Annotated in this window: 22 protein-coding genes, 3 pseudogenes and 2 CRISPR repeat arrays; of the genes and pseudogenes, 7 read left to right on the top strand and 18 right to left on the bottom strand. The window is 69.8% G+C overall.

Annotated elements, in window-relative coordinates:
* Nucleotides 1-255: 255 nt before the first annotated feature.
* From ACFHW0_RS18040 to ACFHW0_RS18030, 3 genes are all read left to right on the top strand, one after another.
* Nucleotides 256-3,324, top strand: coding sequence for a BTAD domain-containing putative transcriptional regulator (locus ACFHW0_RS18040; protein ID WP_416609089.1), 3,069 nt, complete (start codon nucleotides 256-258; stop codon nucleotides 3,322-3,324).
* Entirely contained in the window at nucleotides 3,321-4,529 is a 1,209-nt protein-coding gene (locus ACFHW0_RS18035) for a DUF2637 domain-containing protein (RefSeq protein WP_416609088.1), read from the top strand. Before ACFHW0_RS18040 ends, ACFHW0_RS18035 begins: the two co-directional genes overlap by 4 nt.
* 503 nt (nucleotides 4,530-5,032) lie before the next feature.
* Nucleotides 5,033-5,269 (top strand): cold shock domain-containing protein, encoded by a 237-nt coding sequence (locus ACFHW0_RS18030; RefSeq protein WP_416609086.1) that lies wholly within the window; start codon nucleotides 5,033-5,035, stop codon nucleotides 5,267-5,269.
* A 271-nt stretch (nucleotides 5,270-5,540) separates the two neighbouring features.
* Here the strand turns inward: ACFHW0_RS18030 and ACFHW0_RS18025 are convergent, their stop codons facing one another.
* The 9 genes and pseudogenes from ACFHW0_RS18025 to ACFHW0_RS17985 all read right to left on the bottom strand — a co-directional run bounded on the left by ACFHW0_RS18025 (nucleotide 5,541) and on the right by ACFHW0_RS17985 (nucleotide 9,941).
* Entirely contained in the window at nucleotides 5,541-6,002 is a 462-nt protein-coding gene (locus tag ACFHW0_RS18025; protein ID WP_416609083.1) for a DUF4262 domain-containing protein, read from the bottom strand.
* A complete protein-coding gene (locus tag ACFHW0_RS18020) occupies nucleotides 5,999-6,388 on the bottom strand; it encodes a hypothetical protein (protein ID WP_416609081.1) in 390 nt (129 codons plus the stop codon). Before ACFHW0_RS18020 ends, ACFHW0_RS18025 begins: the two co-directional genes overlap by 4 nt.
* A gap of 214 nt (nucleotides 6,389-6,602) precedes the next feature.
* Nucleotides 6,603-6,899 carry a hypothetical protein gene (locus ACFHW0_RS18015; protein WP_416609079.1) on the bottom strand — a complete coding sequence of 99 codons (297 nt, stop codon included), beginning with the start codon at nucleotides 6,897-6,899 and terminating at the stop codon, nucleotides 6,603-6,605.
* Between the two features lie 309 nt (nucleotides 6,900-7,208).
* Complete coding sequence (locus ACFHW0_RS18010) at nucleotides 7,209-7,406, bottom strand: hypothetical protein (protein ID WP_416609077.1); 198 nt, start codon at nucleotides 7,404-7,406, stop codon at nucleotides 7,209-7,211.
* Entirely contained in the window at nucleotides 7,403-7,930 is a 528-nt protein-coding gene (locus tag ACFHW0_RS18005) for a hypothetical protein (protein ID WP_416609075.1), read from the bottom strand. The genes ACFHW0_RS18010 and ACFHW0_RS18005 overlap by 4 nt, the downstream gene beginning before the upstream one ends.
* Before the next feature lie 72 nt (nucleotides 7,931-8,002).
* Entirely contained in the window at nucleotides 8,003-8,434 is a 432-nt protein-coding gene (locus tag ACFHW0_RS18000; protein WP_416609074.1) for a DUF3085 domain-containing protein, read from the bottom strand.
* A 106-nt stretch (nucleotides 8,435-8,540) separates the two neighbouring features.
* Nucleotides 8,541-8,801: pseudogene (locus ACFHW0_RS17995) on the bottom strand (DUF4192 family protein); the annotation flags it as partial.
* Nucleotides 8,802-8,825: 24 nt separating this feature from the next.
* Nucleotides 8,826-9,345: pseudogene (locus ACFHW0_RS17990) on the bottom strand (DUF4192 domain-containing protein); the annotation flags it as partial.
* A 464-nt stretch (nucleotides 9,346-9,809) separates the two neighbouring features.
* On the bottom strand, nucleotides 9,810-9,941 hold the full coding sequence (locus ACFHW0_RS17985) for a hypothetical protein (protein WP_416609072.1): 132 nt from the start codon (nucleotides 9,939-9,941) through the stop codon (nucleotides 9,810-9,812).
* A gap of 20 nt (nucleotides 9,942-9,961) precedes the next feature.
* Here ACFHW0_RS17985 and ACFHW0_RS17980 point away from each other — a divergent pair.
* A pseudogene (locus tag ACFHW0_RS17980) lies at nucleotides 9,962-10,138 on the top strand (type I-E CRISPR-associated endoribonuclease Cas2); the annotation flags it as partial.
* An 18-nt stretch (nucleotides 10,139-10,156) separates the two neighbouring features.
* A CRISPR array of direct repeats spans nucleotides 10,157-11,588; the repeat unit is 28 nt; unit sequence CTCGTCCCCGCACGCGCGGGGGTCTTCC.
* Nucleotides 11,589-11,679: 91 nt separating this feature from the next.
* Nucleotides 11,680-13,086: a CRISPR direct-repeat array (repeat unit 28 nt; unit sequence CTCGTCCCCGCACGCGCGGGGGTCTTCC).
* 96 nt (nucleotides 13,087-13,182) lie between these two features.
* Nucleotides 13,183-13,428: a hypothetical protein gene (locus tag ACFHW0_RS17975; RefSeq protein WP_416609070.1), complete on the top strand. Its 246-nt coding sequence runs from the start codon at nucleotides 13,183-13,185 to the stop codon at nucleotides 13,426-13,428.
* Between the two features lie 504 nt (nucleotides 13,429-13,932).
* On the opposite strand, the gene ACFHW0_RS17970 is transcribed toward ACFHW0_RS17975, so the two are convergent.
* The 7 genes from ACFHW0_RS17970 to ACFHW0_RS17940 all read right to left on the bottom strand — a co-directional run bounded on the left by ACFHW0_RS17970 (nucleotide 13,933) and on the right by ACFHW0_RS17940 (nucleotide 19,213).
* Nucleotides 13,933-14,775 (bottom strand): hypothetical protein, encoded by an 843-nt coding sequence (locus ACFHW0_RS17970; protein ID WP_416609068.1) that lies wholly within the window; start codon nucleotides 14,773-14,775, stop codon nucleotides 13,933-13,935.
* A gap of 131 nt (nucleotides 14,776-14,906) precedes the next feature.
* A complete protein-coding gene (locus ACFHW0_RS17965) occupies nucleotides 14,907-15,539 on the bottom strand; it encodes a GNAT family N-acetyltransferase (RefSeq protein ID WP_416609067.1) in 633 nt (210 codons plus the stop codon).
* Entirely contained in the window at nucleotides 15,536-16,192 is a 657-nt protein-coding gene (locus ACFHW0_RS17960; protein WP_416609065.1) for a GNAT family N-acetyltransferase, read from the bottom strand. Before ACFHW0_RS17960 ends, ACFHW0_RS17965 begins: the two co-directional genes overlap by 4 nt.
* A 12-nt stretch (nucleotides 16,193-16,204) precedes the next feature.
* Complete coding sequence (locus tag ACFHW0_RS17955) at nucleotides 16,205-17,695, bottom strand: APC family permease (RefSeq protein ID WP_416609063.1); 1,491 nt, start codon at nucleotides 17,693-17,695, stop codon at nucleotides 16,205-16,207.
* Nucleotides 17,696-17,734: 39 nt separating this feature from the next.
* A complete protein-coding gene (locus ACFHW0_RS17950; protein ID WP_416609061.1) occupies nucleotides 17,735-18,469 on the bottom strand; it encodes a GOLPH3/VPS74 family protein in 735 nt (244 codons plus the stop codon).
* A 220-nt stretch (nucleotides 18,470-18,689) separates the two neighbouring features.
* Nucleotides 18,690-18,965 carry a hypothetical protein gene (locus tag ACFHW0_RS17945; protein WP_416609059.1) on the bottom strand — a complete coding sequence of 92 codons (276 nt, stop codon included), beginning with the start codon at nucleotides 18,963-18,965 and terminating at the stop codon, nucleotides 18,690-18,692.
* Entirely contained in the window at nucleotides 18,962-19,213 is a 252-nt protein-coding gene (locus ACFHW0_RS17940; RefSeq protein ID WP_416609057.1) for a hypothetical protein, read from the bottom strand. The genes ACFHW0_RS17945 and ACFHW0_RS17940 overlap by 4 nt, the downstream gene beginning before the upstream one ends.
* Before the next feature lie 408 nt (nucleotides 19,214-19,621).
* On the opposite strand from ACFHW0_RS17940, the gene ACFHW0_RS17935 reads away from it, so the two are divergent.
* On the top strand, nucleotides 19,622-20,416 hold the full coding sequence (locus ACFHW0_RS17935; protein WP_416609056.1) for a hypothetical protein: 795 nt from the start codon (nucleotides 19,622-19,624) through the stop codon (nucleotides 20,414-20,416).
* Nucleotides 20,417-20,530: 114 nt separating this feature from the next.
* The gene (locus ACFHW0_RS17930; RefSeq protein WP_416609054.1) at nucleotides 20,531-21,025 is read left to right on the top strand and encodes a DUF5956 family protein; all 495 of its coding nucleotides are present in this window, start codon (nucleotides 20,531-20,533) and stop codon (nucleotides 21,023-21,025) included.
* Nucleotides 21,026-21,488: 463 nt separating this feature from the next.
* On the opposite strand, the gene ACFHW0_RS17925 is transcribed toward ACFHW0_RS17930, so the two are convergent.
* Together ACFHW0_RS17925 and ACFHW0_RS17920 are read right to left on the bottom strand one after the other, a co-directional pair.
* Nucleotides 21,489-22,154, bottom strand: coding sequence for a 2'-5' RNA ligase family protein (locus ACFHW0_RS17925; RefSeq protein WP_416609052.1), 666 nt, complete (start codon nucleotides 22,152-22,154; stop codon nucleotides 21,489-21,491).
* Nucleotides 22,151-23,506, bottom strand: coding sequence for a helix-turn-helix domain-containing protein (locus ACFHW0_RS17920; protein WP_416609051.1), 1,356 nt, complete (start codon nucleotides 23,504-23,506; stop codon nucleotides 22,151-22,153). The genes ACFHW0_RS17925 and ACFHW0_RS17920 overlap by 4 nt, the downstream gene beginning before the upstream one ends.
* Nucleotides 23,507-24,098: the final 592 nt, after the last annotated feature.

Genomic DNA, 24,098 nt, shown 5'->3' with positions numbered 1-24,098 from the left:
CCGCCCCGAAACCGGGCCACGCCTGGGGTCGGCCTGTGAACTGCTGACCTGCGGTTGTAAGGCCGTGTGAGGCCGCGTGAGGAGCTGTGACTCTTCAGGTCCTCCACAGTCGCCTCCACGGCCATAGCGTCATCGCATCCGTAGCCCGCAGTCACTCACCGGGATACCGCCGCGCCTTTGCTGGCACTTCGCGTGTCACCCGAGCGCCACGCCCCCGGATGTTTACCGCGGAAAGGAACCGCACAGGGAGGCTCTGTGAAGTCCAGAACAGCGGTCATCTCCGCGAGCATCACATCGCTTATTTTCACTGCCGCAATATTCGCCTGGTTGGTCGCGGCCGGTATCTGGCCCACACCTCGACTGCCGACCAAGGCGACCGTGCGGCAGTGGGTCCAGCAGCCGCTGACCTCCGAATTCGTCATCACCCTCGCTCAGGCCGCCGCAGTGGTGCTGTGGCTGCTCTTGGCCACCACCGTCTTGACCCGCGCCTACACACGAATGGCCCGTACGCTGCGCTGGCTGCCTGCCCTGCGCCTCCCGGGCCCGCTGCAAGGCCTCACCGCCGCCCTGCTCGGTGCCACCGCCGTCAGCTCTGCAGCCGCGGCAACCCCGGCATCCGCCGCGCCGGCAGCCGGAACCAGCCACGACACCGACCAGCGCACCACCCGGCACTCGACCACTAGCTTGCCCAGCCAAGAGGTGAACGCCGATCGGGCGCTGACGCTTGTGGCAGCCGGCCGGGAATACACCTACACCGTCAAACGCGGCGACACCCTGTCCGAGATCGCCGAGCAGTGGCTCGGCGATGCCAACCGCTGGCCGGACATCTTCGCCCTCAACCGCGGCACCCGCTTCGCCGACGTTGGCGGCACCCTGCGCAACCCGAACGTCATCCACCCCGGCTGGACCCTCGACCTGCCCGCCGACGCCACCCCGCCGCCTGGTCACCGGCCCCGCCCCAAACCCTCAACGCCCACACCCCCAGAGGTGGGGAAAACACCTCCGGCCCGCGACGTCACGCCCCCTGCGGAGCCGGCCGCGCCGAGCAAGCCACACGCCCCCGCTCCTAGCAGCACGATGGCGGCACCCGACGGCGGGAGCACAGCCGCACCGACACCCAGCAACCCTGCCGATGACGTGAGCGCGAGCCAAAGCTCAGCCAGCCAGTCCAACACCGGCCGGACGCGCGGGATCTCCCTGCCCAGCGGCAGCTGGGTCGACGTCGGCCTCGCTCTGGCCATCGCCGCCGCCGTCGCGCTGGTCTGGATCCACCGGCAACGCCGCTATGTACCCCGCATCCCATCACCGCTGCCCCGCCACGAGGATCCGGACCTAGCGCCCATGCCCCGCGTCGTCGGGCAGATCCGCCGCGGCCTGCGCCATGCCACCGCCCCACCACACACGACAGGCCGCGACATTCCGTGCGACGCCGACGACGACCTCAACGACCAAAGCCCTACACAAGCTGGCAGCGGCTCGGACGACGTCAACGCCGAGGGCGTCACCAACAACACTAACGACGACCGGCACCACAACAGCCCCGACGGCTCTGCCAGTCGCTCGCTGCCGGTGGCGCCAGCACTGACGCACCCGCTGTCAGCGGTGTGGCCGCCAGCGGGACTGGGCCTGACCGGGCCCGGCGCGGAAGCCGCCGCCCGCGGCTTCCTGGTCGCCGCCCTAGCCGCAGGCCACACGGATCAACCCGACGCGCGCGCCCAGGTGGTGATGCCGTCCGCGACCGCGGCGGCCCTGCTGGACACTGACACCGTCACCCTTGCCTCCACACCGAGGCTGACCATCACCGGCAACCTCGACGACGCCCTGCAACTGCTCGAAGCACAGGCAATGCACCGCACCCGACTGCTCTACCAGCACGAAGTCGACACCGTCACCGACCTTCGGGCCGCCGACCCCAGCGAAGAACCCCTCGCACCGGTCATGTTGCTCGCCGACGCCACCGAACGCCACCAGCGCGCCCGCATCGCCGCCGCGCTCGCCCAGGGCCAACGCCTGGACATCCACGGCGTGCTCCTCGGATCGTGGCCCGAGGGCAACACCGTCGACGTCGCCGCCGACGGCGCGACCACCCCCGGCGACGGCGACGCCCGGCACGGCCACCACCCCGCCGACCTCGGCCGTCTCACCGTGCTCAACCCCACCGAAACCGCCGACCTGATCACGACGCTCGCCGAATCCCACACCGGCCAACGGCCCGCCCCCGCCCCCACCGACGCCACGCCCGCCCCACCACAACCGGCACCCGACTACAGCCCAGGCACGCCGGAGCCAGCAAACCCCACCCGCACGGCAGCGAAGACCGAGAAACCTGGCGAGAGCTCGCCACCCGACGCAGACTGCCAAGGCGAAAACCGCGACAGCCACGACCCGGACGCCGTCGCCACCACCACCGGCCCCGTGGCAGGCCATCACCACAAGGAGACGGCCAACAGCAGCGGCGACGTCGATCTCGCAGACACCAGCATCCACCACAACGGCCAGCCCAGTACCCAAGCCGAGCAGGCCCCACCGCAGAAGCCGCAGCGCGGCCGGGTCGAGGTGAACGTGCTCGGCGCGCCCGCTCTCGTCGACTACGACCCGGGCCGCAGTCTGCGCGCCAAGTCCCTTGAACTGCTGGTGTACCTGGCGGTCCGCGACGGCAGCGCCTCCACCGAGGCGATCCTCGACGATTTGCTGCCCGAGGCTCCCGCCAGCAAAGCCCTGCACCGCCTCCACACCTACGTGTCCGACCTGCGCGCCGTGCTACGGCACAACGCCGGACCCGGTACCTACCTCACCCACCACAACCACCGCTACCAGCTCAACCCCGACCGCTACGACATCGACCTGTGGCGCATGCGGACAGCAATCCGCGCCGCCGACACCGCCACCGCCGGGCCCGAACGCATCGCGGCGCTACGCCGCGCCGTGAACACCTACCGCCCCCTCGCTGAGGACTGTGACTACGAATGGCTGGAACCACACCGCCACGCTGTTCGCCAGGAAGCCTTCGACGCCGCAGTCGCCCTCCTCGATGAGCTCGCCGGACAACCCGCCGACCAGGCCGCCGTCCTCGACACCGCACTGCACCAACACCCCTACGCCGAAACCCTGTACCAGACCGCGATGCGCGTCCATGCGCAGCTCGGTCACCTCGACATGGTCCGCGCCCTACACCGCACCCTGACCCGCCGCCTCGCCGAGATCGACGCCGAACCCCATCACGACACCCTCACCCTGGTCGACCGTCTCCTCACCGAGCAGGGCCAACGCAAGTCCAACGGCCGCGCCCGCCACCTCTCCAAAGAGCCGGGACCGACCGCATGAGCACGCCAGCGCCCACCACGACAGCGGCGCACGGCTCCGTGAACCAGGCGAACCCCTCGGCGTCTGTCAAACAGTTGCGTCGGCTGCGGTGGGCGGTACGAGCCGCACTCACCCTCGGCCTGGCCGCCTCCATCGCCGCGAACGTCCTCCACGCCCGTCCGAACCCGATCAGCCAGATCATCGCCGCGTGGCCGCCCCTGGCACTCCTGCTCACCGTCGAGCTGATCTCCCGCGTCCCCCAGCACCGCCGCTCCCTCGGCATAATCCGCATAGCCGCGACCGCCGTCGTCGCCGCCATCGCCACCTGGGTCTCCTACTGGCACCTCGTCGGCGTCGCCGCCCGCTACGGCGAAACCGAAGCCGGAGCCTCATACCTGCTGCCCATCTCCGTGGACGGGCTCGTCATCGTCGCCAGCGTCAGCCTCGTTGAAATCACTGGCAGAATCCGCGCCACCGCGCCCACGTCTGCCGCTCGGTCCGACACCACACCAGCCGCAGCATCCACAGCCCCGCCAACCGCAGCAACAGCCGTCGCCGACACCGCGCTGCAGCAGCCGAGCACAGGGACGCCACCCGCGGCCGCGACGCCCCCCACCGCAGGTCGAGACGCCCCTCCGCCAGGAGCCGGCGACGCCCAAGACCACGCCGGGGCCGTGGCTCTCACGGCCGGCGCAGGCGCACTTTCCCAGCCCGGCATCACCGCCACGCTTCACGGACCCGCACGTCCAGCCGACCCGATCTCAGCGCCAGAAGCAGCCGACAGCGCCATCGTCGCCCAGGCATCGTCATCCGTTCCACCCGCGGAAGCACAATGCCGGCACGGTCATCCAGCACACGACCTCCCTGGTCAGGAAACCCCCACACCCCACCCGAACATCGAACCAAGGCGCCTGCGCCGGCACGGCGGCCCGACTCACGAAGTCGCGCCGACGCCGCCAGCCGACACCCTGCGGACACCACCCGACGACGACGCCGACGGACAGCCCGTGCGGACCCCAGATGGGACGCTGGAAGAGCACGAGGTGCCCTCGGGATCCGCCGCCGCTGTGGCGTACTGGCACCGCCGAGACCCCGGCCTCCGCCCCGCCCAGATCGCCGCACGGATCGGCCGGTCCGAGCGCACCGTCCGCCGGTACTGGCCGCCACCGCCACCAGGCGGCACACCGCACGTCAACGGTCACCTCGCCGACAGCCTCCGCCGCTAACGAGCCACGCCAAACCCGCCTCGGAGCAGACGGATCGCCGCTGCCGGGTCCGAGTCCACCCCGGCCCGCTGGGCAGGCGCGACCGGATCGCCGACGGCGGACCCCGGATGACGCGACCGAACGACAAAAGGTTCCGTCTCCTGCTCCCAGGCGCCGGTCAGGTCCAGCCGGACCGAGTTGCATGCATGAGAAGGAACCGAGGTGCGGCGGCGGGCTGGACAGGGGCCCTGCCCAGCCCACCGTTCATCGTGGGGCCGCAAAGGGGCACCCGTCAGGTGTGGTTCCCGGCAGTGCGCGCTGTGCCTGCGGCTGCTGATTCCGGAAGGTTGAACGGGCACCACCCGGGCAGGTTCTTCGGGCACCACTTGCCGTCATAGTTGATCGGCGGCTGTTGATGGTTAGCTTCTCTGGGCACCACTCGGCGTGCCTTCTTGATCGGCACCTTGGTCGAGCATCATCGCGGTCCCCTGCCCGACCTCCATCGAGCCGATACCCTGGCGCGTGTGAGTGATCAGGGCCTGCGGGACACCGGCGTGGTGAGGACCTGGCACTCCGAACAGGGGTGGGGAACTGTCGCCCTCGATCACGTTGACCTGACGGTCTGGGTGCACTACAGCCACATCGTCACAGGGCCGACCGAGTACCGGAGCCTGACACCGGGTCAGCAGGTGCGATGCCACTACGAGGTCCCGGGCCAGGACGGTTACCCCGCCCGGGCGGTCGAGGTCACCATCCTCTAACCCACAGCAGCCGGCGTAACGCCTCCGCGGCGGTGTCGAGATCTACTTGTCGATCAAGAGTGTGGCCCTCAGGCTGGTGCCGAGTTCACATGTCGATCTTCGGCACCGACAGGCTGAGATTCAGCGGCCGTACACCACAGCTGGTGCCCGAAGAACCTGCCCAAGTGGTACCGAATCAAGGTGCCGGAATCAGGCTGCCGACGCCGTGGCTACGCCCCTGGGCTTCTGTCCGTCAGCGGGCGCTTCCTTGCTCGACGGCGCGTCCGACCGTTCAGGGACAGCCGATGACCGGCTGCACCGACGCCGGGTAGGCGTAGCCGTCGTTCCAGGGGAAGCAGCCTGCCGGGTCGGGCCAAGCGATCTGCTGCACGCGGACCTGCTGGTGGCCGTATCGGGCAATCGCGGCGGCCGGGTGCAGTTGTTCGGTGGGGGCGCCGTCGATGATGGTCACGTCGTAGCCGGCGATCAGGTTGCCGAGCCGCTGGCCGTGGGTGAAGCGCTCGGCCTGGTCGTAGGCGCGGGCGGCTAGGTCGTTGAGCAGTTGCTGGGAGATGGCGGGGTCGAGGCCGGCGATCAGCAGTTCGGGATAGCCGTGGTTGGTCAGCCCGACGGTGTAGGCGAACGGGACGCTGTCGTCGGTGTCGTCCGCGCCGGGGTGGACGAGTGTCACCGACCAGCCGACCCGGTCGATGATTTCGCTCTGGTGGCGCATGAAGTCCTCGATGGTGGTCACCGGTCAGCTCCTTCCGTTCTGTCGTGACGCTCGGGCGGTTGGGGTGGGTCGACCTCGACGAAGCCCCAGAGCCGCTCGATGAGTTCCAGGGCTCGGGTGCGGTAGCGGTCGGCGAACCCGCGGCAGATCGCGGGTTTGGCGTGCGGGTACAGGTAATGCGGCAAGGTGTCGTGACAGATGATGTAGCGCTCTTGCTCGCGGGCCTGCGTGACGAGGGCACGCAACTGTCCCGCTTCGAGGTGCATACGGTTGCCGGGGGCGAAGATGCAGGTGTCGCATTGCCGCGACAGCAGCCGCGACTTTCCCAGGACCGGATCGCCGACGCTGAGGGGCTCGTCAACATTCGGTTCGACAGGTCCGTCGCCGGGGGTAGGCACGTGTTGCATGACGGCTTCCTTCGTCTCACGGCAGGGAGCGTCGCCGGATGGCGACGCTCCCTGGTGTCGGCTGAGATGTGGTGCGAATGGGTGCGGCTGCTGGCGCCGGTGCTGGGCTGGCGGCCCGCTGACTGCACCTGGCGGGCCAGGCTGGTCGAAGCGCAGTCACTGCCCTGTAACGGGCGTGTGGACTGTTCGCTGGGCGTACGGGCGCTGCCGTTGCTCAGGCGGCGCGGGGCTGGGTGTGGGCTGGTCGGAACCAGCCGTTGAGTGGGTTGGCGGTGGTGAGCACCCGGGCGCGGCCTCGCGCTTGCGGCTGGGGGCGGCTGGCGGCTTGCTGGGCACGGTGGGCGTCGCGTGTGGGTGGGCAGGGGTACGCCTGGCCGGCGCAGCGCAGGTTGCTGCAGCGGCCGGGCGAGTGCGGCTGCGGTTGGTGGGCGGCGGCGACGTCGCTGGCGAGCAGCCACAGCAGGATGTCGGTGACCGCGTGCGGTATTGCGCGGCGGTGCTGGGAGACCATGAGTTGATGCCCCTTTCCGTTGGGTTCGGCGGATTCGGGCCGCCATCTCTGCGGCAGCGGCATGGGTTGTCGCGGTCGGGCGCGCCGCAGGGGTGGCAGGGCCGAGGTGCAGTCACGCTCGACTCTGCGTATCGATCAAGTCGCCGGCCGGCCCCGGGCGGTATTTGTCGATGTACTCATGGGCGATCCGGCTGGAGCATCGCCGAGGCGGGCCGCTCGATGTCAGGGGTGGGTTCAGTCGTCGCGATGGATGAGGGAGCAGTCGGGCGTGGCGGGGTCGTCGTGGCGGTTGTCGCCGAGGCGGGCGTCCTAGTGGGCGGGCTGCCCGCAGTGCCGGCAGCGCATCGGCTGCGCCTGGCTGATGTCGTGACCGTCGGGGTCGTAGGCGGTGGTGTGGTCGTGTGCGGGGAACGCGCACGTGCCGTGGGTGCAGTACGGACAGGCCCTGGCGCAGTCGGTCCACGACCAGGCGTGCCCGGCGGCGATGTCGGCGGATGAGGATGTCATCGCAGGCCGGCGGGGGTGTCGGTGGTGGTGTCGATGTCGCCGGGGGTGGCGTCGTCTCGGGTGGTGTTGTCCCAGTCGAGGTGGATGTCGTGGCTCGTGCCGGTGAGGGCGGCGTCGATGGCGTCCTCGGCGGCCTCGACGGCGTCGTCCTGGCTGGTGGCGGTGACCTCGATCATCAGCGGCAGGGTGAGGCGGACCTGCCAGTGGCGCGGCAGTCCTGGCAACTCCAGGGCATGCAGGATCCGGTCGGCGGCGTCCGGGTCGATGTGGTCCTCGGCGGCGGCGTCGCGCAGTGTCTGCCACACGTGCCGGCGCAGGGCCGCCGACTGGTCGTCGATGACCGCAGGCGGAGTGGTCACGGTCGGGGCAGGCTGCTGGGCGTGGAGGTGGTCGTGGATGCGTGCGGCGGTGTGGGTGAGCCATCCCAGCGGAGCTGGTTGGCCGGGGTGGAATGCGTCCCACGCGTCGCGCAGGACTGCCTCGAGGCTCGTTGGTTGTTGCTCGTGGGTGTCAGGGGTGGACATGCGGTCTCCCAGGTCGGTGAAGAAGTCGAGGGCCCCGCCCTCGGGTGGGGGCGGGGCCGTCGGGCGGGGTGGTCAGTCGGGGCGGCGGGTGCGGGCGACGCGCGCCTCGTAGGTGTCGGCGCTGACGGTCAGGTGTAGCCACCGGTAGCTGGCGGCGTGGGCGGCGCGGAGTGTGTCGATCAGCGGTGTGGGCGCCTCGGTGAGGTGTAGGTGTTCGATGAAGTCGTCGCCGCCGAGGTTGGGGTCGTGGCGGTGGCCGTCGGTGTCGGGGTTCCAGCCGTGGGCGTAGACGATGAGGTTCGTCTGGGGCTGGTTCGGGTCCTTGAGGCGGGGCAGGCCGCTGGACATGAGGTAGACGCCGTGGTCGTGGACCCACTCCAGCGCGCCCCGGCAGGGGGTCTGCTCTTCGCGTTCGGTGAAGGTCGGGGCGTGCTCGTCGGCGGCGACGGCGTGTTCGGCCAGCCGTAGCGTGTCGGTGAGGTCGAAGTACAGGTGCAGTGCCATCAGCTCTCCTTGCGGTGTGGCGGAAGGACTCCGGGTAGCCGGACGGGCGGGTTGGCGCCGGGGTTTGAGGTGCCCGCGGGTTACCGGGCGGGTTGCTGGAGGTGGGTCAGTCGTTGAGGGCTGTGGGTGGGATGCCGTGGTGCAGGGCGTGGTCGATGAGGTGGGCGAGGCGGTAGTCGGGGTCGGCCGCGAGCGCCCGGTCGAGGGCGACGCTGGCGAGGGCGCCTTGGCCGTGCCGCCAAGCGGTGAGGGCGAGCAGGGTGGCGGGAGCGGCGGCGTAGCGGGCGAGCGCCTCGTCTACGGCTTTCCTGCCGGCGCGGATGAGCGCCACCCGCCCGCCAGAGGTCATGATGGCGAGTGCGCGGTGCTGTGCCGGTCGGCTTGCCTCGGCGGTGACGGCGCCGGGGGGCCATGCTGGCCACGAGAGCGGCCCGGTCGGGCAGGGCGGTCTGCCCGGCGACGATCGCGTGCACCGCCGTGGGGCTGTAGTGCGGGTCGAACGGCACTCCGTCAGGTGAGCAGCAGCCGGGGTCCGGGCATTGGTAGGAGTAGTAGCGGCCGTCGGTGACGCGCAGGGTGTCGAGCAGGGTGATGCCGGCGGCGTGCACGCGCGAGGTGAGGGCGTCGATGACCGGGGTCACGGCGGTGGCGGGTCCGTAGCCGATGAGGATCGCGCTGGTGGCCTCGACGTTGCGTAGCAGGTCAAGGTACTGCCGTGCGGTGACGGGCGCCCAGTCGGTGATCGCGGCGGGATCGGGCAGGTCCGCGCGGCCGGCCACGGTGATGCGTTGTCCGGTGAGGCCGACGATGACGAGGCTGTCGGCGGGGTGGAAGCCGAGCAGGTACGGCACGGCGGCGAGCAGGTCGCTGATCGAGGTCACCGGCAGCCGGGCCGGCTGGTCGTGCGTCATGGTGGGATTACTCCTTCTAGAGAGAGGGCTCCGCCGCCGTTGGCGTGCGGAGCTTCGAGGTGGTGTGCCGGCGGCAGATCAAGGCTTCGTGACTGTCGCCGCCTGTTGGCTCAGGTCAGGGGTTGGTCATCTGCGGTGATCGCGAGGAGAAGCGCCGGGGCCGAGGCGGGCGCCGATGGGCGGGCCTTAGCGAACAGCGGTGGCGGAGGGGCGGCCAGCTGGGCGTCGGGCAGCAGCCCGGCGGCACCTCGGCGTTGCCAGTCGCGCAGGCTTCGCCTCGATGTCGAGGCCCCAGGCGGTGGTTGGGTGGGGGCGGCTGCGAGGCCGGCGGCTTCTTTGATGCCGTGGTTCGCGCTGCGGGCGGCGTGGTCCGTCCCGGGGGTGAGGGGCGTTTCCGAGTAGCGCCGCCTAGCGTGAGTGCGAGCCTTGGCCTCGCCTAGCTCGTGTCTCGCGGGGGCCCGTGGTCAGGCGTGTTCGAGTGCGGTGACGGCGGCGTCGGCGATCGCATCGGCCGCCTCGATGGGGTCGGCGACCATCAGCGTGCTGGTGTGGGTGAAGGTGTGCCCGGCCAGGTCGGCGGGGCGCAGCCACAGCACCGCGCACCGGCAACCCCAGCACCCGAGTACGCAACCGCCTGTGGACCGTCCTCTCCACCCGGGTAGGAGACGGACAAGCAATCATGGTTGAACCAGCCCGCAACGAACAAGGATGGGCAATCCGCACCGCAGGCCGCGACCGCTGGCTACCCGTCGACCTCGACGGACTAATCCTGGCAGCCCGACCCCGCCGATAAAACGCCAGGTCAGCAAGCCTCGTCCCCGCACGCGCGGGGGTCTTCCCTTGACAGTCGGTCCGTCGTGTGCATTCGCACACTCGTCCCCGCACGCGCGGGGGTCTTCCGTGGCCCGAGTTCGACGCCCAGTGCGTCGAGGCCTCGTCCCCGCACGCGCGGGGGTCTTCCCCCGTGGGCCGCCTCCTCGCCGACGTCGCCGATCTCGTCCCCGCACGCGCGGGGGTCTTCCCGTGAACGTCAACACCGGTGCGGCTGCCGCCCGCTCGTCCCCGCACGCGCGGGGGTCTTCCGCGGGTCGAGGAGGCGGAGAACGCCGCCTGGTGCTCGTCCCCGCACGCGCGGGGGTCTTCCGGGCAGCATCGCCAACCGGCGCGGCCCGCACCGCTCGTCCCCGCACGCGCGGGGGTCTTCCACGCACCGGGCCGCCCTCGACGCCGTCACCTGGCTCGTCCCCGCACGCGCGGGGGTCTTCCCCAGCCAGTTCCTCCAGGTCGGCAACGCCGTCCCTCGTCCCCGCACGCGCGGGGGTCCTCCCTGTCCGCCGCGCAGGCCGCCGTTGAGGAGGTCCTCGTCCCCGCACGCGCGGGGGTCTTCCGCAGATCGCCACGAACGCGTGGCACGGGGTCACCTCGTCCCCGCACGCGCGGGGGTCTTCCGTGCACCCGGGCACCCGCCCGCACCCACCCCCACTCGTCCCCGCACGCGCGGGGGTCTTCCGGACCTGCGCGGCACCGACCGCCTGGTCGTCCTCTCGTCCCCGCACGCGCGGGGGTCTTCCCCTCAGCTACGGCACCGGCGCGGAACCTACCCGCTCGTCCCCGCACGCGCGGGGGTCTTCCGAAGTCCGTGCCGCAGTCGCAGCGGTACGCGGTCTCGTCCCCGCACGCGCGGGGGTCTTCCTTCTCTCATCGTCATAGCGCGCCCTCGATCGCGCTCGTCCCCGCACGCGCGGGGGTCTTCCCTTGAAGGGCTTGACCGTCTTGACGGTCGGCGTCTCGTCCCCGCACGCGCGGGGGTCTTCCGGCCCCCCACGGACTCGTGGGGGGCCTTCTGCTCTCGTCCCCGCACGCGCGGGGGTCTTCCGACGCTCCTTCTCGGCGACTTCGCGCAGTACCTCTCGTCCCCGCACGCGCGGGGGTCTTCCCCGTCTACGACGAGCGATGCCCTGAGCGGGCGGTCTCGTCCCCGCACGCGCGGGGGTCTTCCCCTCGACGCCGCCGAGGTGACCGCGCTGGCCGGCTCGTCCCCGCACGCGCGGGGGTCTTCCGTCACCACCGCCGGGCCGCCCGCCGACCGCATCCTCGTCCCCGCACGCGCGGGGGTCTTCCGGCGCAGGTCACGATGCGGTTCAACCAGGAAGTCTCGTCCCCGCACGCGCGGGGGTCTTCCCTCGGCAGCGATCCCGCCGAGCTGCGTCTTGAGCTCGTCCCCGCACGCGCGGGGGTCTTCCGCCACCACGGCTCATGCTCGCCCTCCACGTCGCCTCGTCCCCGCACGCGGGGGTCTTCCACCGGACAGCCGCTTCGACCCGTGGTGCAGCCGCTCGTCCCCGCACGCACGGGGGTCTTCCGACGTCGGTGGCGGGCGGGGTGGTCGTGGTGATCTCGTCCCCGCACGCGCGGGGGTCTTCCGCAGCAGGCCGAGCTGCGGAAGCTGACCCGCGTCTCGTCCCCGCACGCGCGGGGGTCTTCCCGCGTCGCGCAGCGCCCGGTACTCGGACGGGGTCTCGTCCCCGCACGCGCGGGGGTCTTCCCTCGTCGATGACGGCGACGTCCAGGTCCTCCTGGCTCGTCCCCGCACGCGCGGGGGTCTTCCGCCCGTACCGCCCGTACCGCCGGTGGTACGGGACTCGTCCCCGCACGCGCGGGGGTCTTCCCCTTCCCGCCACCCCCGTCGCGGAACCCGATGTCTCGTCCCCGCACGCGCGGGGGTCTTCCGTCGTACCGGCCGCCGGAGTCGGCGCGCTGGTCCTCGTCCCCGCACGCGCGGGGGTCTTCCGACGTCGACGTCCTGGTGGAGGGCCACGCCACGCTCGTCCCCGCACGCGCGGGGGTCTTCCCCTCCACGAGGCCCTGGCCTTGGTCCTGGAGATCTCGTCCCCGCACGCGCGGGGGTCTTCCGAGAGGCATTCGCTAACCATGGCGAAGCGGAAGCTCGTCCCCGCACGCGCGGGGGTCTTCCGGACACCGCCGGCCGGCCTCTATACCCGGTGCTCTCGTCCCCGCACGCACGGGGGTCTTCCTCATCCTTGAGCGACACCAGGAAGAGGGCGAACTCGTCCCCGCACGCGCGGGGGTCTTCCCGTGTCGGACCACGCCGCCGCCGTGGAGTGGGTCTCGTCCCCGCACGCGCGGGGGTCTTCCCAGCAGTGAGCAGCGCCGACATGGCGCTGATGGCTCGTCCCCGCACGCGCGGGGGTCTTCCCGGATCCTGGCCCGCCGCTACCAGATCGCGAACCTCGTCCCCGCACGCGCGGAGGTCTTCCGCTGACCGCCTGGCGGGCTCCCTTCTCGGCCTCCTCGTCCCCGCACGCGCGGGGGTCTTCCCGTCACGCTGGCCTTGTAGACGGCGCGGGAGGTCTCGTCCCCGCACGCGCGGGGGTCTTCCTCGTTCATGGTCCATCTCAACTCGCCATCGTCCCTCGTCCCCGCACGCGCGGGGGTCTTCCCGCCGCGTTGATCCTGGCGACGCAGCGCCGCCGCTCGTCCCCGTACGCGCGGGGGTCTTCCCAGCAACGGCTGGCCGGTCGCGGACGCCTTGACCTCGTCCCCGCACGCGCGAGGTCACCGCGACCGCTGCTCGTCCCCGCACGCGCGGGGGTCTTCCCCCGCCGCAGATCCCGCCGCGCGGCCCGCAGATCTCGTCCCCGCACGCGCGGGGCTCTTCCCTCGACGACGTTGAACGCGAAGGTGTCGGCCACCTCGTACCCGCACGCGCGGGGCTCTTCCGGCGTCCAGCGGGGGTGCAGCCTCGGCGGTGGCCTGGGACGAGGAAGGTCAGCAATCTTGCGTTCCGGGGCGAACGACCGAAGGAGAACCCCGCGCGTGGCGGGGACTGCAGTATGCGACTTCAGCCCGGGCAGCGGCACGATTCCTTCGCGGCCGAACCGGCACGCCACCGCCCATACCGTCGACGGTGTCCAGTACACCCCGGTCAACGCGCTCGTCGCGACGATGCTCGCCGTGTCCGTCGTCCGGGAGATTCAGGAGTCGCTGACCCTTCAGCAGTGTGACTCGTCGGCCGAGGAACTCGACACCGCGCTCAGCGAGGCGCCGGAGGCTATGGAGTAGACCGCGCGGGCTGGCGGCTGCACCCGGACGTCCCCCGCGACGCCACCTGCAACACGGGACGAAGCACGAAGCCAATGACGACGCCCCGCCTCGGCAGACCCCTCACGGCTGACCAGGCGCTTGCGGCACTCGGCACTCCGCTGGTGTTGGTCCATCCCACTGAGTCGTAGAGTCGGGTCCCTTGGCACCGTCGCCGCAGCTGCGGCGCTTCCAAGCCAGGCTGGAGTACCAGGTTCCGGAGCCAGTGTCTCGGGCGTTCGGCAAGCCGCCGGGCTGCTTCGGCCATCAGGGGTACGCAACCAGCGTCGCCCAGCTGTATGGCCGGTTCATCTTCGAAGGGAAGTCCGACGACGTACGGGGCGGCAGGCTGTTCGAGGTGCTCAGCAAGGCAGCAATCCGGGGTCACGGCAGGCTGGCGGCCTTGAGCCACTGTTAGCCCTGGCGCCCATGTCCATTACACGTGTTCGATTCTTCCGCGTCTTCCACTCGACCTGGGTGGGAGGTTCAGCGATGCGCGTCGGCGTCGGTGTTGGTGTGGCCGCGTTCGAGGATGAGCACGTACGAGAACAGTCCTGGACGTATGCCGGTCACGCGTTCGTGGGCGGCCAGGAGCTCGCCCGTGTGTCCGTCGATGATGAGTTGCCAGGTCGACCCGTCGGCGGTCACCGCGAAGGCCGGGCCTGCGCGGCGGGCGATGTCGGTGGTCTCGCCTTGGTAGGTGATGGCGGGGATGCCGGCCAGGAGTCGCAGGGTGGCGGTTCGCTGTTCCTGGTTGAGGTATTGGCTGGTGGCGAGTCCGACGATGCCGCAGGCGAGCAGGAGGGGGTACGCGGATTCGTTGGCCAGTATCGGTGGCGCCAGCGCGTGGGCCAGCGCGGTGGGATCGGTGGGTGGCGGTTCGGGTAGGTAGTGACGCAGCGTGCCCCGCCCGTACTGGGTGGTCTTCTGCGGCGCGTGTGCAAACAGTTCTCGTTCGTCGGCGTCGGGGCGGTGGTCGACGCCGAGCATGTCCGGTAGGCGTCGGGTGATCTCGCGTCCGGAGTTGTCCGCGCCGCGTCGCCAGCGTCGCAGGTCGGTGCGGGTGATCGCGTTCGTGGCGCGGTTCCACATTTGCAGGTGTAGGTAAGTGTAGGGCAAGTCGGTGGTGTGATCGGCCGGTGTGACGGCGACGCTGGCGGCCAGGGCGGTCAGCCGTTGCTGCGCGGTGAGGTTCGATCCGGTGGCGGCCGGGGGTGGCATCGGGGTGGGCTTCTGCGGTTGCGACGGCGACACTGGTGTCGGCGTCGACCGGCCGGCCGACGGGCCTGACTGGCAGGCGGTGAGCAGAACGCTGCCGAGAAGACCCACCACAAGGCGGGTGGGAGAGTTTCGTCGGGGCACGAGCATGTTGTGCAGTTCCTCGCTGGGTCGTAGCGTTGCGGGTGGGATCGGCGCCGAACCATCGGGGTGGCCCGGCGCCGTTCGGCGTACCGGGTCAATCAGCAGTGGCGGAGGGAAGCATCGGGCGGGCGGGCTGGGCGTGCGCCTCGGCTCAAGGGCCAGAGCTTCGGTCCGCTGGGCAGGTTCAGTGGCAGGGCGGCGTGGTATCCCTGCTGCCGGAGCATGTCGCGGGCGGCTTCGGTAGTGATCACGGTGTAGACCGGCCATCCGGTGCCGTCGACGACCTGATGGTGCCGGCGCAGCAATTCGCCGGCGAGGCCCTGTCGCTGGTAGGCGGGGTGCACGGCGAGCCACGACAGCCAGTGGTGCGGCGCCCAAGACCTGTAGCTGTCGATGGTGGAGTTCAGCGTCGCCAGGCGGTGGGCTGCGGTGCCGGCGAAGGCTGTCAGGTGGTGGTCTCCGAGCGGCCATCGTGCAGCGTCTGGGTCGTGTCTGCGCCATACCGCGACCGCCGAGAGGTTCAGTGTCACGTCGACGGTGCCGGTTTCGATCGCGTGGTCGACGTCGACGGCGAGCAGGCGGTGCAGGACGGTAATGCGCTCGGTGGGGTCGGGCAGCAGCCACTGGATGACGGGATCGCCGTCGAGTGCGCTGGCCAGCAGTACCGTGATCGCGGCGACGTCGTGGGGTGTCGCCGGGCGGATGGTCGTGCCCAGGGCGGGGCCGCTCACAGTGGCCGCCTGCGTGGTAGGAGGTCCGTCGGGAACGGCGCGGGGCTGCCGTCGGTCGGTTGGCCGCGCCACATCCGCCAGATCAGCGGTCCTTGGGTTGGTAGGTGGATCGGTTCGCCTTGGCGGTAGCCGAGGCGCAGGTACAGGTCCCGGCTGCGGGTGTTACTGGCCTCCAGGTACGCCGCCCGGTTAGCTGCGTCCAGCGTTTGGTGTGCGGTGGTGAGCAGCGCAGAGCCGACGCCACGGCTCTGGCGGCGTGTGTCGACGGCGACGTAGGCGAGGTAGTCGTGTGGGCCGTGTGGGTGGTGTGTTTCGAAAATGGCGTCGAGCAGCAGGAACTTCGGCGCGTACTTGCCGGTCGCCTTTTCCACCGCGTAGTAGTGGTCGGTTGACGCCAGCAGGGGAACCTCGTCGCGGGTGTACCAGATCGCGACCGCCGACAGGTCGGAGGTGGTGTCTACGCGCCCGTACTGAAGCCCGTGATGGAGAACGTGCTTGAAGTAGCGGAAGTAGACCGTGCGGCGGTCGTTCAGGTCGGGCACGAGCCAGTCGGCAACAGGCCCGTCGAGGAACGCCTCCACCAGCACGGTGATGAGCGGGCCGGCGTCGTCGGGTGTGGCCCGGCGGACAGTGAGGGTGCTATTCGATTGCATGGTCACTCCTGGTCAGACCGGCTGGCGGGTGGCGTCGGGGGTGCGTACCGGCGCGGTGGCGCTGTCCGCACCGAGGCCGATCGCGGTGAACACGTCGGGACGGGTGGCGCGCACGATCACCGCCCATACGGTGCCGAGGACGGCGGCGATGCCGTAGGCGGCGGGGAACCACCAGCGCAGCGGCGACGTCGCGGAGACACCGAGCAGGACGTCGAACTCCTCGATGGTGACGACGAGAATGGCGCCCAGCGCGCCAGCAGCGGCCAGCGGCGCGATCGCGGTACGCCAAAGGCCGTCGCGGTGTGGGGTGCGGGCGAAGAATCCGACCACCGCGGCGGAGGTGACGGTCATCAGGATCAGCACCCCGAGCCCGCCGGTGACGGTGATCCAGAAGAACAGATGCACGATCGGGTCGGCGCCGGCCACCGCGTAGCCGATGAGGACGGCTACCGCGATGACGCTCTGGACGATTGAGCCGGCCTTCGGTGCGCCGGTGCGGCGGCTCGTGCGGCCCAGCCACGCGGGAAGGACACGCTCGCGGCCGAGTGCGAACAGGTACCGAGCGACGGTGTGGTGAAACGCCAGCAGCGCGGCGAACAGGCTGGTGATGAACAGGACCCGGCCGACGGTGACGACACTGCTGCCGAGGTGCGGGGACACCAGGTTGAACATGAGGTCGGTGCCGTCGGCGCGGGCGGCGTCGACGATCATGTCGGGGCCGGTGGCGACGGACATCGCCCACGCGGGCAGCCCGTACAGCAGGCCGATGACCGCCACCGCGATGTAGGTGGCTCGCGGTACGGTGCGGCGCGGGTCCTTCGTCTCCTCGCTGAACACGACGGTGCCTTCGAAGCCCACGAAACCGGTGATCGCGGTGACCAGCGCCGCGCCGATGCCGGCGGCGAAGATGTGCGACGGGGCGAGCGTGTCGAAACTGACGCCGGCGGCCGGGTTGCTGACCATGACGACGTCGAAGACGACCGCGACGGCGCACTCGGCGACGAGCACCACAGCCAACACCTTGCCGTTGAGGTCGATACGCAACAGCCCGAGAACGGTCACGGCAGCCCACGCGGCCAGGGCACACAGCCACCAGGTGGTGTTCCAGCCGTAGCGGTCCTGCAGGAACTGGGCCAGCACCGCGCCGAACCCGCCGTAGAGGCCGATCTGCATCGCGTTGTACGCCAGGAGCGCGACGAAGGCGGTGGCGACGCCGGCCGGCTTGCCGAGGCCGTGCGTCACGTAGGTGTAGAACGCGCCGGCGTTGACGATGCGTCGGGACATGGCCACGTAGCCGACGGCGAACAGAGCCAGGATCGCGGCGACGACAAGGTAGGACACGGGGATGCCGACGACGCCGGTGACGGCGTACCCGGTGGTCGCGCCACCAGCGACAACGGTCAGCGGCGCCGCTGCGGCGATGACGAAGAACACTACGGACGGGATCCCGAGACGGCCACGTGCCAGCACAGCCGAGACGGTGTCGGGTTTCGATGTACGCATGAAGCCTCTTTCGAGAGGGATGGTGGGATCGACCGCACGTCAGGTGCGGTGACTCAGGACGCTTCCGCCGACCGCGCTGCCGAGGTCGGCAAGCAGGTCGCGCACCGGTGGCGGGGCCTGCGCGACCACCTGACGCAAGTGGGTACGGACGGCCAGCGACGCACCGTCGAGCAGGGCCCTGTCCAGCTGCGTGTGCAAGGCCAGGCCCGCGAGCACCACGTCGAAGGAGTTAAGGCGGCGGGTGAAGCGCAGGTCGACCGACAGCCGCGCCCACGACGACGCAGCGACGTTCATGTCGGTCGGCACGTGGATGGTGCGTTGACGCCACAGCCGGCCGATCTGCTGCTGACGCAGCAGCCCGACCTGCCACATGCGGGTGGTGACCTGCTCGCTGGCGGTGGCGGCCAAGAACGCCAACCACGTCCGGGTGTCGCTGTGCTGCGGCTGTGCGATCAGCCGGTCAAGCACGACGTGTTGCAGCCAGTCCCTCGGCGGCCAGGGCTGGAGCACTTCGATCCGCCCCTGCTTGAAGATGATCCGGCCTTCGCCGTACAGCTCGGCGAGTAGCGCGGCGGCCAAGCCGTGGTTCAGCGCGGACTCGAACAGGCGTGGCCGGCCGGTCTGGTCGTCGTGGGCCATGAACCAGAACTCGTCGGCGAGCAGCGCCGGCCCAGTAGGCGCGTTGCCTACAGCCCGGACGTGACGCTGCGGCGCGGCGGGCTGACCGCGCAAATGCCGAGGGGCGTCGTCGGCTACGCCGGGATGTGTGTGCACGCGGCTGGCCTTTCCGGGTTACTCGTCGAGATGGCTGCAGCGGCCGCGTTCTCTAGGCGGCGGATGAAGTGGAGGGCAAGTTCCTGTTGCGCCCAGGCGTTCTGTTCGCAGCTGCCGTCGGGATTACAGTGGAAACAGGTGCGGCCGTCGGCGTGCTGTTTGTCGGTCATCCGCGCGGATGCATACCTGTCGGCCGGGCCGCAGGGTTCGTCGCTGCGGCTCATGTCGCGCTGGCGTACCGACGTAGCGCGGCAACGCGGACCCGCAGCTCCATGCACGGCAGGTGCTCGTCGGCATTTGGGTACAGGCATTCGGGGTGGTGACCGGTCACCCACATCCACTCGTCGCTGAGGTGCGCCAGGTCGGTGCGGAGCCTGACAACAACGACGTCGACCCGGCTGCCTGATGTGAGGTCCCGGCCAAGGGACCAGTCGTCGCCGCCGAGCTGCAAGAGGGTGTCCGCGACGACCTGCGGGATCGGGTGTGCCGCTTTCACGCCTGCCCCTTCCGTCGGCGGGGCTCCAGCCGCCGAAGCGACTGTGGCGGCGGTTGCTGGTCGAGCAAGGCCCAGAACGCGCGGTTGGTCTCGGCGAACTCCTGGACGGTCTGCTCGTCGGGGTCGGCCGAGTGTATGCGAGCCCAGCCGCTGCGGCTCCCGAACAGCGTGGCCGCGCCTTCACAGTCAATGCCTAAAGGGCTGTAGGTTTCGCCGTCGCCGGCGGGAGCGAACCACTTGCGCCGCATCGGCGCTACCTCCTTCGGCGGCATGTGCGGCCGGGCCTCCCGGCACCGACGCGCACCCCGATCGGTTGGGTGCAGGGCAGTCCTGCACGGGAATCGGACGAACGCGAGTGGCATCGGGGCCATTCGTCCGCCACGTCAACATCAAGGACTAAAGGCGATACCCATTGATGTCGGCTACCCGAGCCCAAGGGTTCCGACATCTGGGCGACATTCCCTCGGGTGACCCTTTCACCGTTGCCACCGCAGGAAGGAACAAGGGCGAAGTCCCTGGCCGGCCCGACTGGTGGTCGCACGAGGGAGACGAGACTGTCAGTGGATTGTCGGAGCTCGCCGACAATCCTTATCGACATTGCCATCCGGGATGTTCGATGGGTCGCGTCAGCACGTGCGCATGTGAAAGGAGAAAGCGTGGACATTCGTAGTCTCAAAAGGGGTGGGGTTCTCGTTGCCGGCCTTCTCGCTTTCATGCTCGGCGTCGCGGCCCTGGACGCTCCGGCTGTGGCCGGCAAGCGCGTGAAAAACACCTACGACGGCGCTCAGAAGGTTCTCGCGCCGTGCATCGCGCTCGCCATGCAGCAGAGGCTGCCGGAGTGGAGCTGCACCAGCGCCGGCCTGACGAGCACCCGCCGCGATGCCCACGGCTCCCCCACCACAACCTTCACGCCGGTTGCCGCCACCACCGCCCCGGCCCCTGGCCCGGTGTCGGTGCTGGCAGACGACTACGACACGTGGTGCGAGGGCAGCGGCATATGTCACCGTGTCATCGACTACCAGCGCTACATCGGTGAAACGAAGGGCAACGCCGTGTACGGCAACGCCAGCGGCGTCATCGGCAGCTACGACGTGATCATCCGCAATAGCCTTCAGGGCCGACGCGGCCGGTGGACCGTCTCCCTAATCTGGGACCTCGGCCCGTCGCTGACCTTCACCGACTCCTGGATCAACTGCTACCAGGTCATCGACAACTGGCCGGACGCCAACTGCGGCGACCACGCTCTCTACCCGGGGCGCCTCAGCGGTGCCGGCTCGTACCGCTGGAACAGCCCCACGATCTACGGCAATTTCCTGACCAACCCCGCCGCGTACTACGCGGCCTTCAACACCGAATACACCCCCGCGGGCTACTCCGCCCGCACGGCGCCTGCGTTGGAGACGGCACGCTTCAAGTGCTACGGGTCTACCGCCGAACCCTGCAAGTTCTGATCCCGTTCCGCACCAAGTCGTACCATCACAGTTCAATATGGATGCGTGGACCATGGCCCCGACCTCCTCGACGGAGGCCGGGACCGTGGCCGTAGCGAGGCCCCAAGGAGCAGCATGGCCGACACCAGCGCCGCACCCAACGCCTGGGACACGGCCCAGCCGTTCCCCGGTCCACCGCCGGAAACGTCCGACCGCTACCGCGCCATCGACACCCCGAATGGCCGATATTGGGAGCTGAGCGAATCCGGCTGGGATGCCATGCTCGGCTACCTCGCCGCCCCCGCCACATTGGCCCGGTGCAGAGAAACCCGACAACATCATGTCGAGGTCACCGTCAGCGACAGCACCGGAGAGCACACATCTCACCCGCCACGCACAGCGAACGATCAAGCGATCATCGATGAGGCAGCGAACTCATACCTGCGCGATGTGGGATTGCCGGAGCGGCCGACCGGCCACCGCTGGTTCCAACGCCTACCCAACGGCCTCACCGTCAGAGACATCGACGAAGCTGTCTACGCCGCGATCATGCACCTGCATCCCGGCCACCACCCCGCCGAAGCGGTTCCGGCCATCCGCACGGCGCTTGCACGCCTCTACGCCGTGTAGCTGCGCCTCGGTGTACATCTCGTCACCGTTGAACGGACCCGCTCAAACGCCCCTTTCGGTAACGACCCAGCGACGTCCCACCGCCGTCAGGTTCGCCGGGCGGCGAGGAACAACTGGTCGACGAGGACAGCTCCCACGCATCGCCGCCGCCACCTGCTTGGGATTAGCTGTTCGCCGACGGGTGGTTCGGCGCGGGCGACAGCGGCGAAGATTTCTTCAGGAGGTGCATCCCGGAGGACGGCGATGAGCCAGCCCTCCAGATCCGCCAGATCAGCAGGCAGCTGCATGGCCGCAGGAGTCGGTGCCGACCGAGGCACTTCGACGGGGCCGGATCATCTTGAAAGGCATAGCGAGCAGAGACCTGACGCATGTCACCCATCGCAGGCTGTATATCTAGATCGCGCCTGCGGAGTTGGTCGGAGTTCCGGAGCAAGCCGTTCTCACGCCTGACGGCAGGGCGGGGTCACCCGGCCAGAGACACCGTTGCCGCAGTCGTCCAGCGATAGGTGCGATTCTCCCGCCGTAGCGCTATCAGCGTCACCTCGCTCACCGTCACCCGCGCCGGAGGCTGGTCACGGAGTTCGGCTAGCCGAGCGCGTATCGGATCTGTCGGCGCCGGTGAGCCGCTGTAGGCGATGGTGACGTGCGGCCGGAATCCGTCCGCGGGCTCGGGCACGGCTGGCCACACCGCGCCGATGGCGTCCCGGATGGTGGCGCGGAGATGTTCGACGCGGTCCCAGGGTTGGACCAGCAGACCGATTCCTTCGGCGTCAGGGTCGGCGGGGCCGAGGGACAACTCCAGCGGCGCCAAGCCGGCGCAACGCTGCCGGACTTCGGCGACGATTGCGTTGAGGTCGGGGGCGCTGACCTCGTCGGTGAAGCCGAGGCCCTGCATAGTCAGGTGCAGACCATCAAGCGGCACCAGGTCCAGCCCCGGCAGCACCAGCTGGCGCTGTAGGTCGGTGACGAAACGGTGGAGTTCGGGCTGGCGTTCAAAGGTGAGGTGCCAGGTGTAGAACCGGCGGTCGGCTCGCCAGCCCGGGCGCCAGTACCAGTGTTCGATGAGTTCGGGCAGATCCTGGTAGGCGGTCCAGCGCTGGTGCAGGCTGGCCAGTTCCCGACTGGTCATGACGGCGATGGTAGAGCCGGCGGCGTTGCGATTGCGACCTGAGTCCGCTCAGCGAGCAGGTCCGCCACCTGCCGCAGCCGCGGGTGGCGGGCGAACGGCCTGGCGATGGCGAGGAACTGCCGGGCACGTTGGTGAACCGACTCGAAGCGCTGGTCCGCAGTGAGGGTGAGCGCTTCCATCACCAGCGTGGCCGCCTGTTCGGGGTCGGGGTCGTCGACGTGCAGGTGCGCGGTCGCCAGATCGAGGCGGCTCAGTGCTTGCGGGCCCCGCAGCCCGGCTGAATCGAACGCGGCGATGGCGATGGAGAGGTGGTTGTTGACGTGTGCGGTGCGGTCAAGGGCCAGGTAGGCGGTTGCCGCGTTTGCTGCTGTCCTGGCCTGGCAGTACGGGCCGAGGGCAAGGCTTGTGCTGACCTGGGTGACGGGTGGGTAGTCGGACAGCATGGCGAATGCTCGATCGACAGCGCTGTCGACGCCGTAGCGATCGCCGAGACGGGCAAGGGCTCGCGCCTGGCCGTTGATCGTGAGGCGGATGCGGTGTGGACTCGTGCCGGCGCGGCGCAGGCCGTCCTGGGCGTAGGCCAGCGCGTCGTGGTAGTCGCCGGTGTAGAACGCGATTAAGCTCTGTGTCGCCCGCGCCCAGGCTTGCGTGTCGGGCTCCTTGGCGGCGTCGGCGAGGTCGAAGGCTTCGGCGGCGTAGGCGTGTGCGAGGCGGAACGCGCCGAGGTCCAAGGCGAGGGCGGCGAGGAGTCCGGATAGGTGGGCGGCGGCGGTGTAGAGCCGAGCGCGCTGCGGTGGGTGTTGCCGGCCGGCCATGAGCTGGTCGACGTAGGCGCGCAGCGGTCGCATACGTGCCGTGAGGAGGGCCGGGGTGAGGCGTTCGTTGTCGCAGATCGCCTGGCGTACCTCGCTCTCGAGGTACGCCAGGCGCGCGTCGTCGTCGGCTGCGGACTTCAGCGCCAGCCGACGGGCGTCGATGCTGTCCTCGTGCTCCCACAGAACGGTGGTGTCGTCCGCGCACGGTGCGTCGGGGCTGGTGGGAGATAGTGTCATCGGCCTAGACGTCTGCTCGACCGCCTGCATCACCGATAGGCGACGTTGCCGGCGGTCCAGATCGGCGATGCGGTCGTACTCGGCGGCAAGCAAGCCCTTGGTCTGCAGCGTGGTGTCGCAGCGGACCCAGAACGCGCGGTCAGGGTGTTGATGACCGGTCTCGGTGTTCGCCACGGAGCTGCGACCGTACTGCACGAGCCGGGCGAAACCATGCTGAGTGTGACCGGCGGCCTTTCGCAACTCGGCGAGTTGCCGGCCGAGCGCACGACGGGCAGCTTGGATCTCGTCGCTGTTGGCCATTGCTTCTAACTCCGATCGCCCTGCAGACGCTGCGGCCCCGACGCGTGCAGACCACAGCTGCCAGCTCTGACAGTCACCCATGCACCCGAAGGCCGCGCGTCGCTGCCGAACGCAGATAGTGCCAGGGTCGCGCCCACAGCACACCTGTCGTCGGTCTCATTGTGAGACCGACGGCACCCCTGCAGAGCAGTTCGCGGTGTCAAAATTTGTCGGAGTTGATGTCGGCAGATGCCGACAATGTCGCAACTGGCCAGCGGCTCGGGTATCCCGCCGCCCGAAGCGGACCATCCGCCTTGACGTCGTTGACGGCCCTTCACCTGCCCTTCACAACGGGGCGGATGGAGCGACGATAGCCAACTGCCGCACCACACCGCGCGGCGGAAGCCCAAGCGCCGAGGATCGCGGCGAGTAAAGCCCAGCGGCTCAGTCTTCGCGCCAGTGTTCCTCGTAGCGTCATTCTTCCTCGTACCAAACTTATTCGTAGCCGCCATCGTAGTCGTCGTAGTCGTCGCCGCGGTCGCGGTTGAACCATGCGTAGCCGATGCCGATGACGGCGAGGAGTCCGACGAGGCCGGCAACGTCTTCGGTGCCC

This window comes from Micromonospora sp. LOL_025 (assembly GCF_048060285.1).
Taxonomy (GTDB): domain Bacteria; phylum Actinomycetota; class Actinomycetes; order Mycobacteriales; family Micromonosporaceae; genus Micromonospora.
Note: the sequence above shows the minus strand (reverse complement) of the source record. Positions and strands in the feature narration are given on the sequence as shown.

Excerpts from the sequence above, each read along its gene's own strand:
- ACFHW0_RS18035 (WP_416609088.1), top strand. The coding sequence starts at position 3,321 with ATGAGCACGCCAGCGCCCACCACGACAGCGGCGCACGGCTCCGTGAAC.
- ACFHW0_RS18020 (WP_416609081.1), bottom strand. The coding sequence starts at position 6,388 with ATGCAACACGTGCCTACCCCCGGCGACGGACCTGTCGAACCGAATGTT.
- ACFHW0_RS18015 (WP_416609079.1), bottom strand. The coding sequence starts at position 6,899 with ATGGTCTCCCAGCACCGCCGCGCAATACCGCACGCGGTCACCGACATC.
- ACFHW0_RS18010 (WP_416609077.1), bottom strand. The coding sequence starts at position 7,406 with ATGACATCCTCATCCGCCGACATCGCCGCCGGGCACGCCTGGTCGTGG.
- ACFHW0_RS18005 (WP_416609075.1), bottom strand. The coding sequence starts at position 7,930 with ATGTCCACCCCTGACACCCACGAGCAACAACCAACGAGCCTCGAGGCA.
- ACFHW0_RS18000 (WP_416609074.1), bottom strand. The coding sequence starts at position 8,434 with ATGGCACTGCACCTGTACTTCGACCTCACCGACACGCTACGGCTGGCC.
- ACFHW0_RS17960 (WP_416609065.1), bottom strand. The coding sequence starts at position 16,192 with ATGCAATCGAATAGCACCCTCACTGTCCGCCGGGCCACACCCGACGAC.
- ACFHW0_RS17955 (WP_416609063.1), bottom strand. The coding sequence starts at position 17,695 with ATGCGTACATCGAAACCCGACACCGTCTCGGCTGTGCTGGCACGTGGC.
- ACFHW0_RS17940 (WP_416609057.1), bottom strand. The coding sequence starts at position 19,213 with ATGCGGCGCAAGTGGTTCGCTCCCGCCGGCGACGGCGAAACCTACAGC.
- ACFHW0_RS17930 (WP_416609054.1), top strand. The coding sequence starts at position 20,531 with ATGGCCGACACCAGCGCCGCACCCAACGCCTGGGACACGGCCCAGCCG.
- ACFHW0_RS17925 (WP_416609052.1), bottom strand. The coding sequence starts at position 22,154 with ATGACCAGTCGGGAACTGGCCAGCCTGCACCAGCGCTGGACCGCCTAC.
- ACFHW0_RS17920 (WP_416609051.1), bottom strand. The coding sequence starts at position 23,506 with ATGGCCAACAGCGACGAGATCCAAGCTGCCCGTCGTGCGCTCGGCCGG.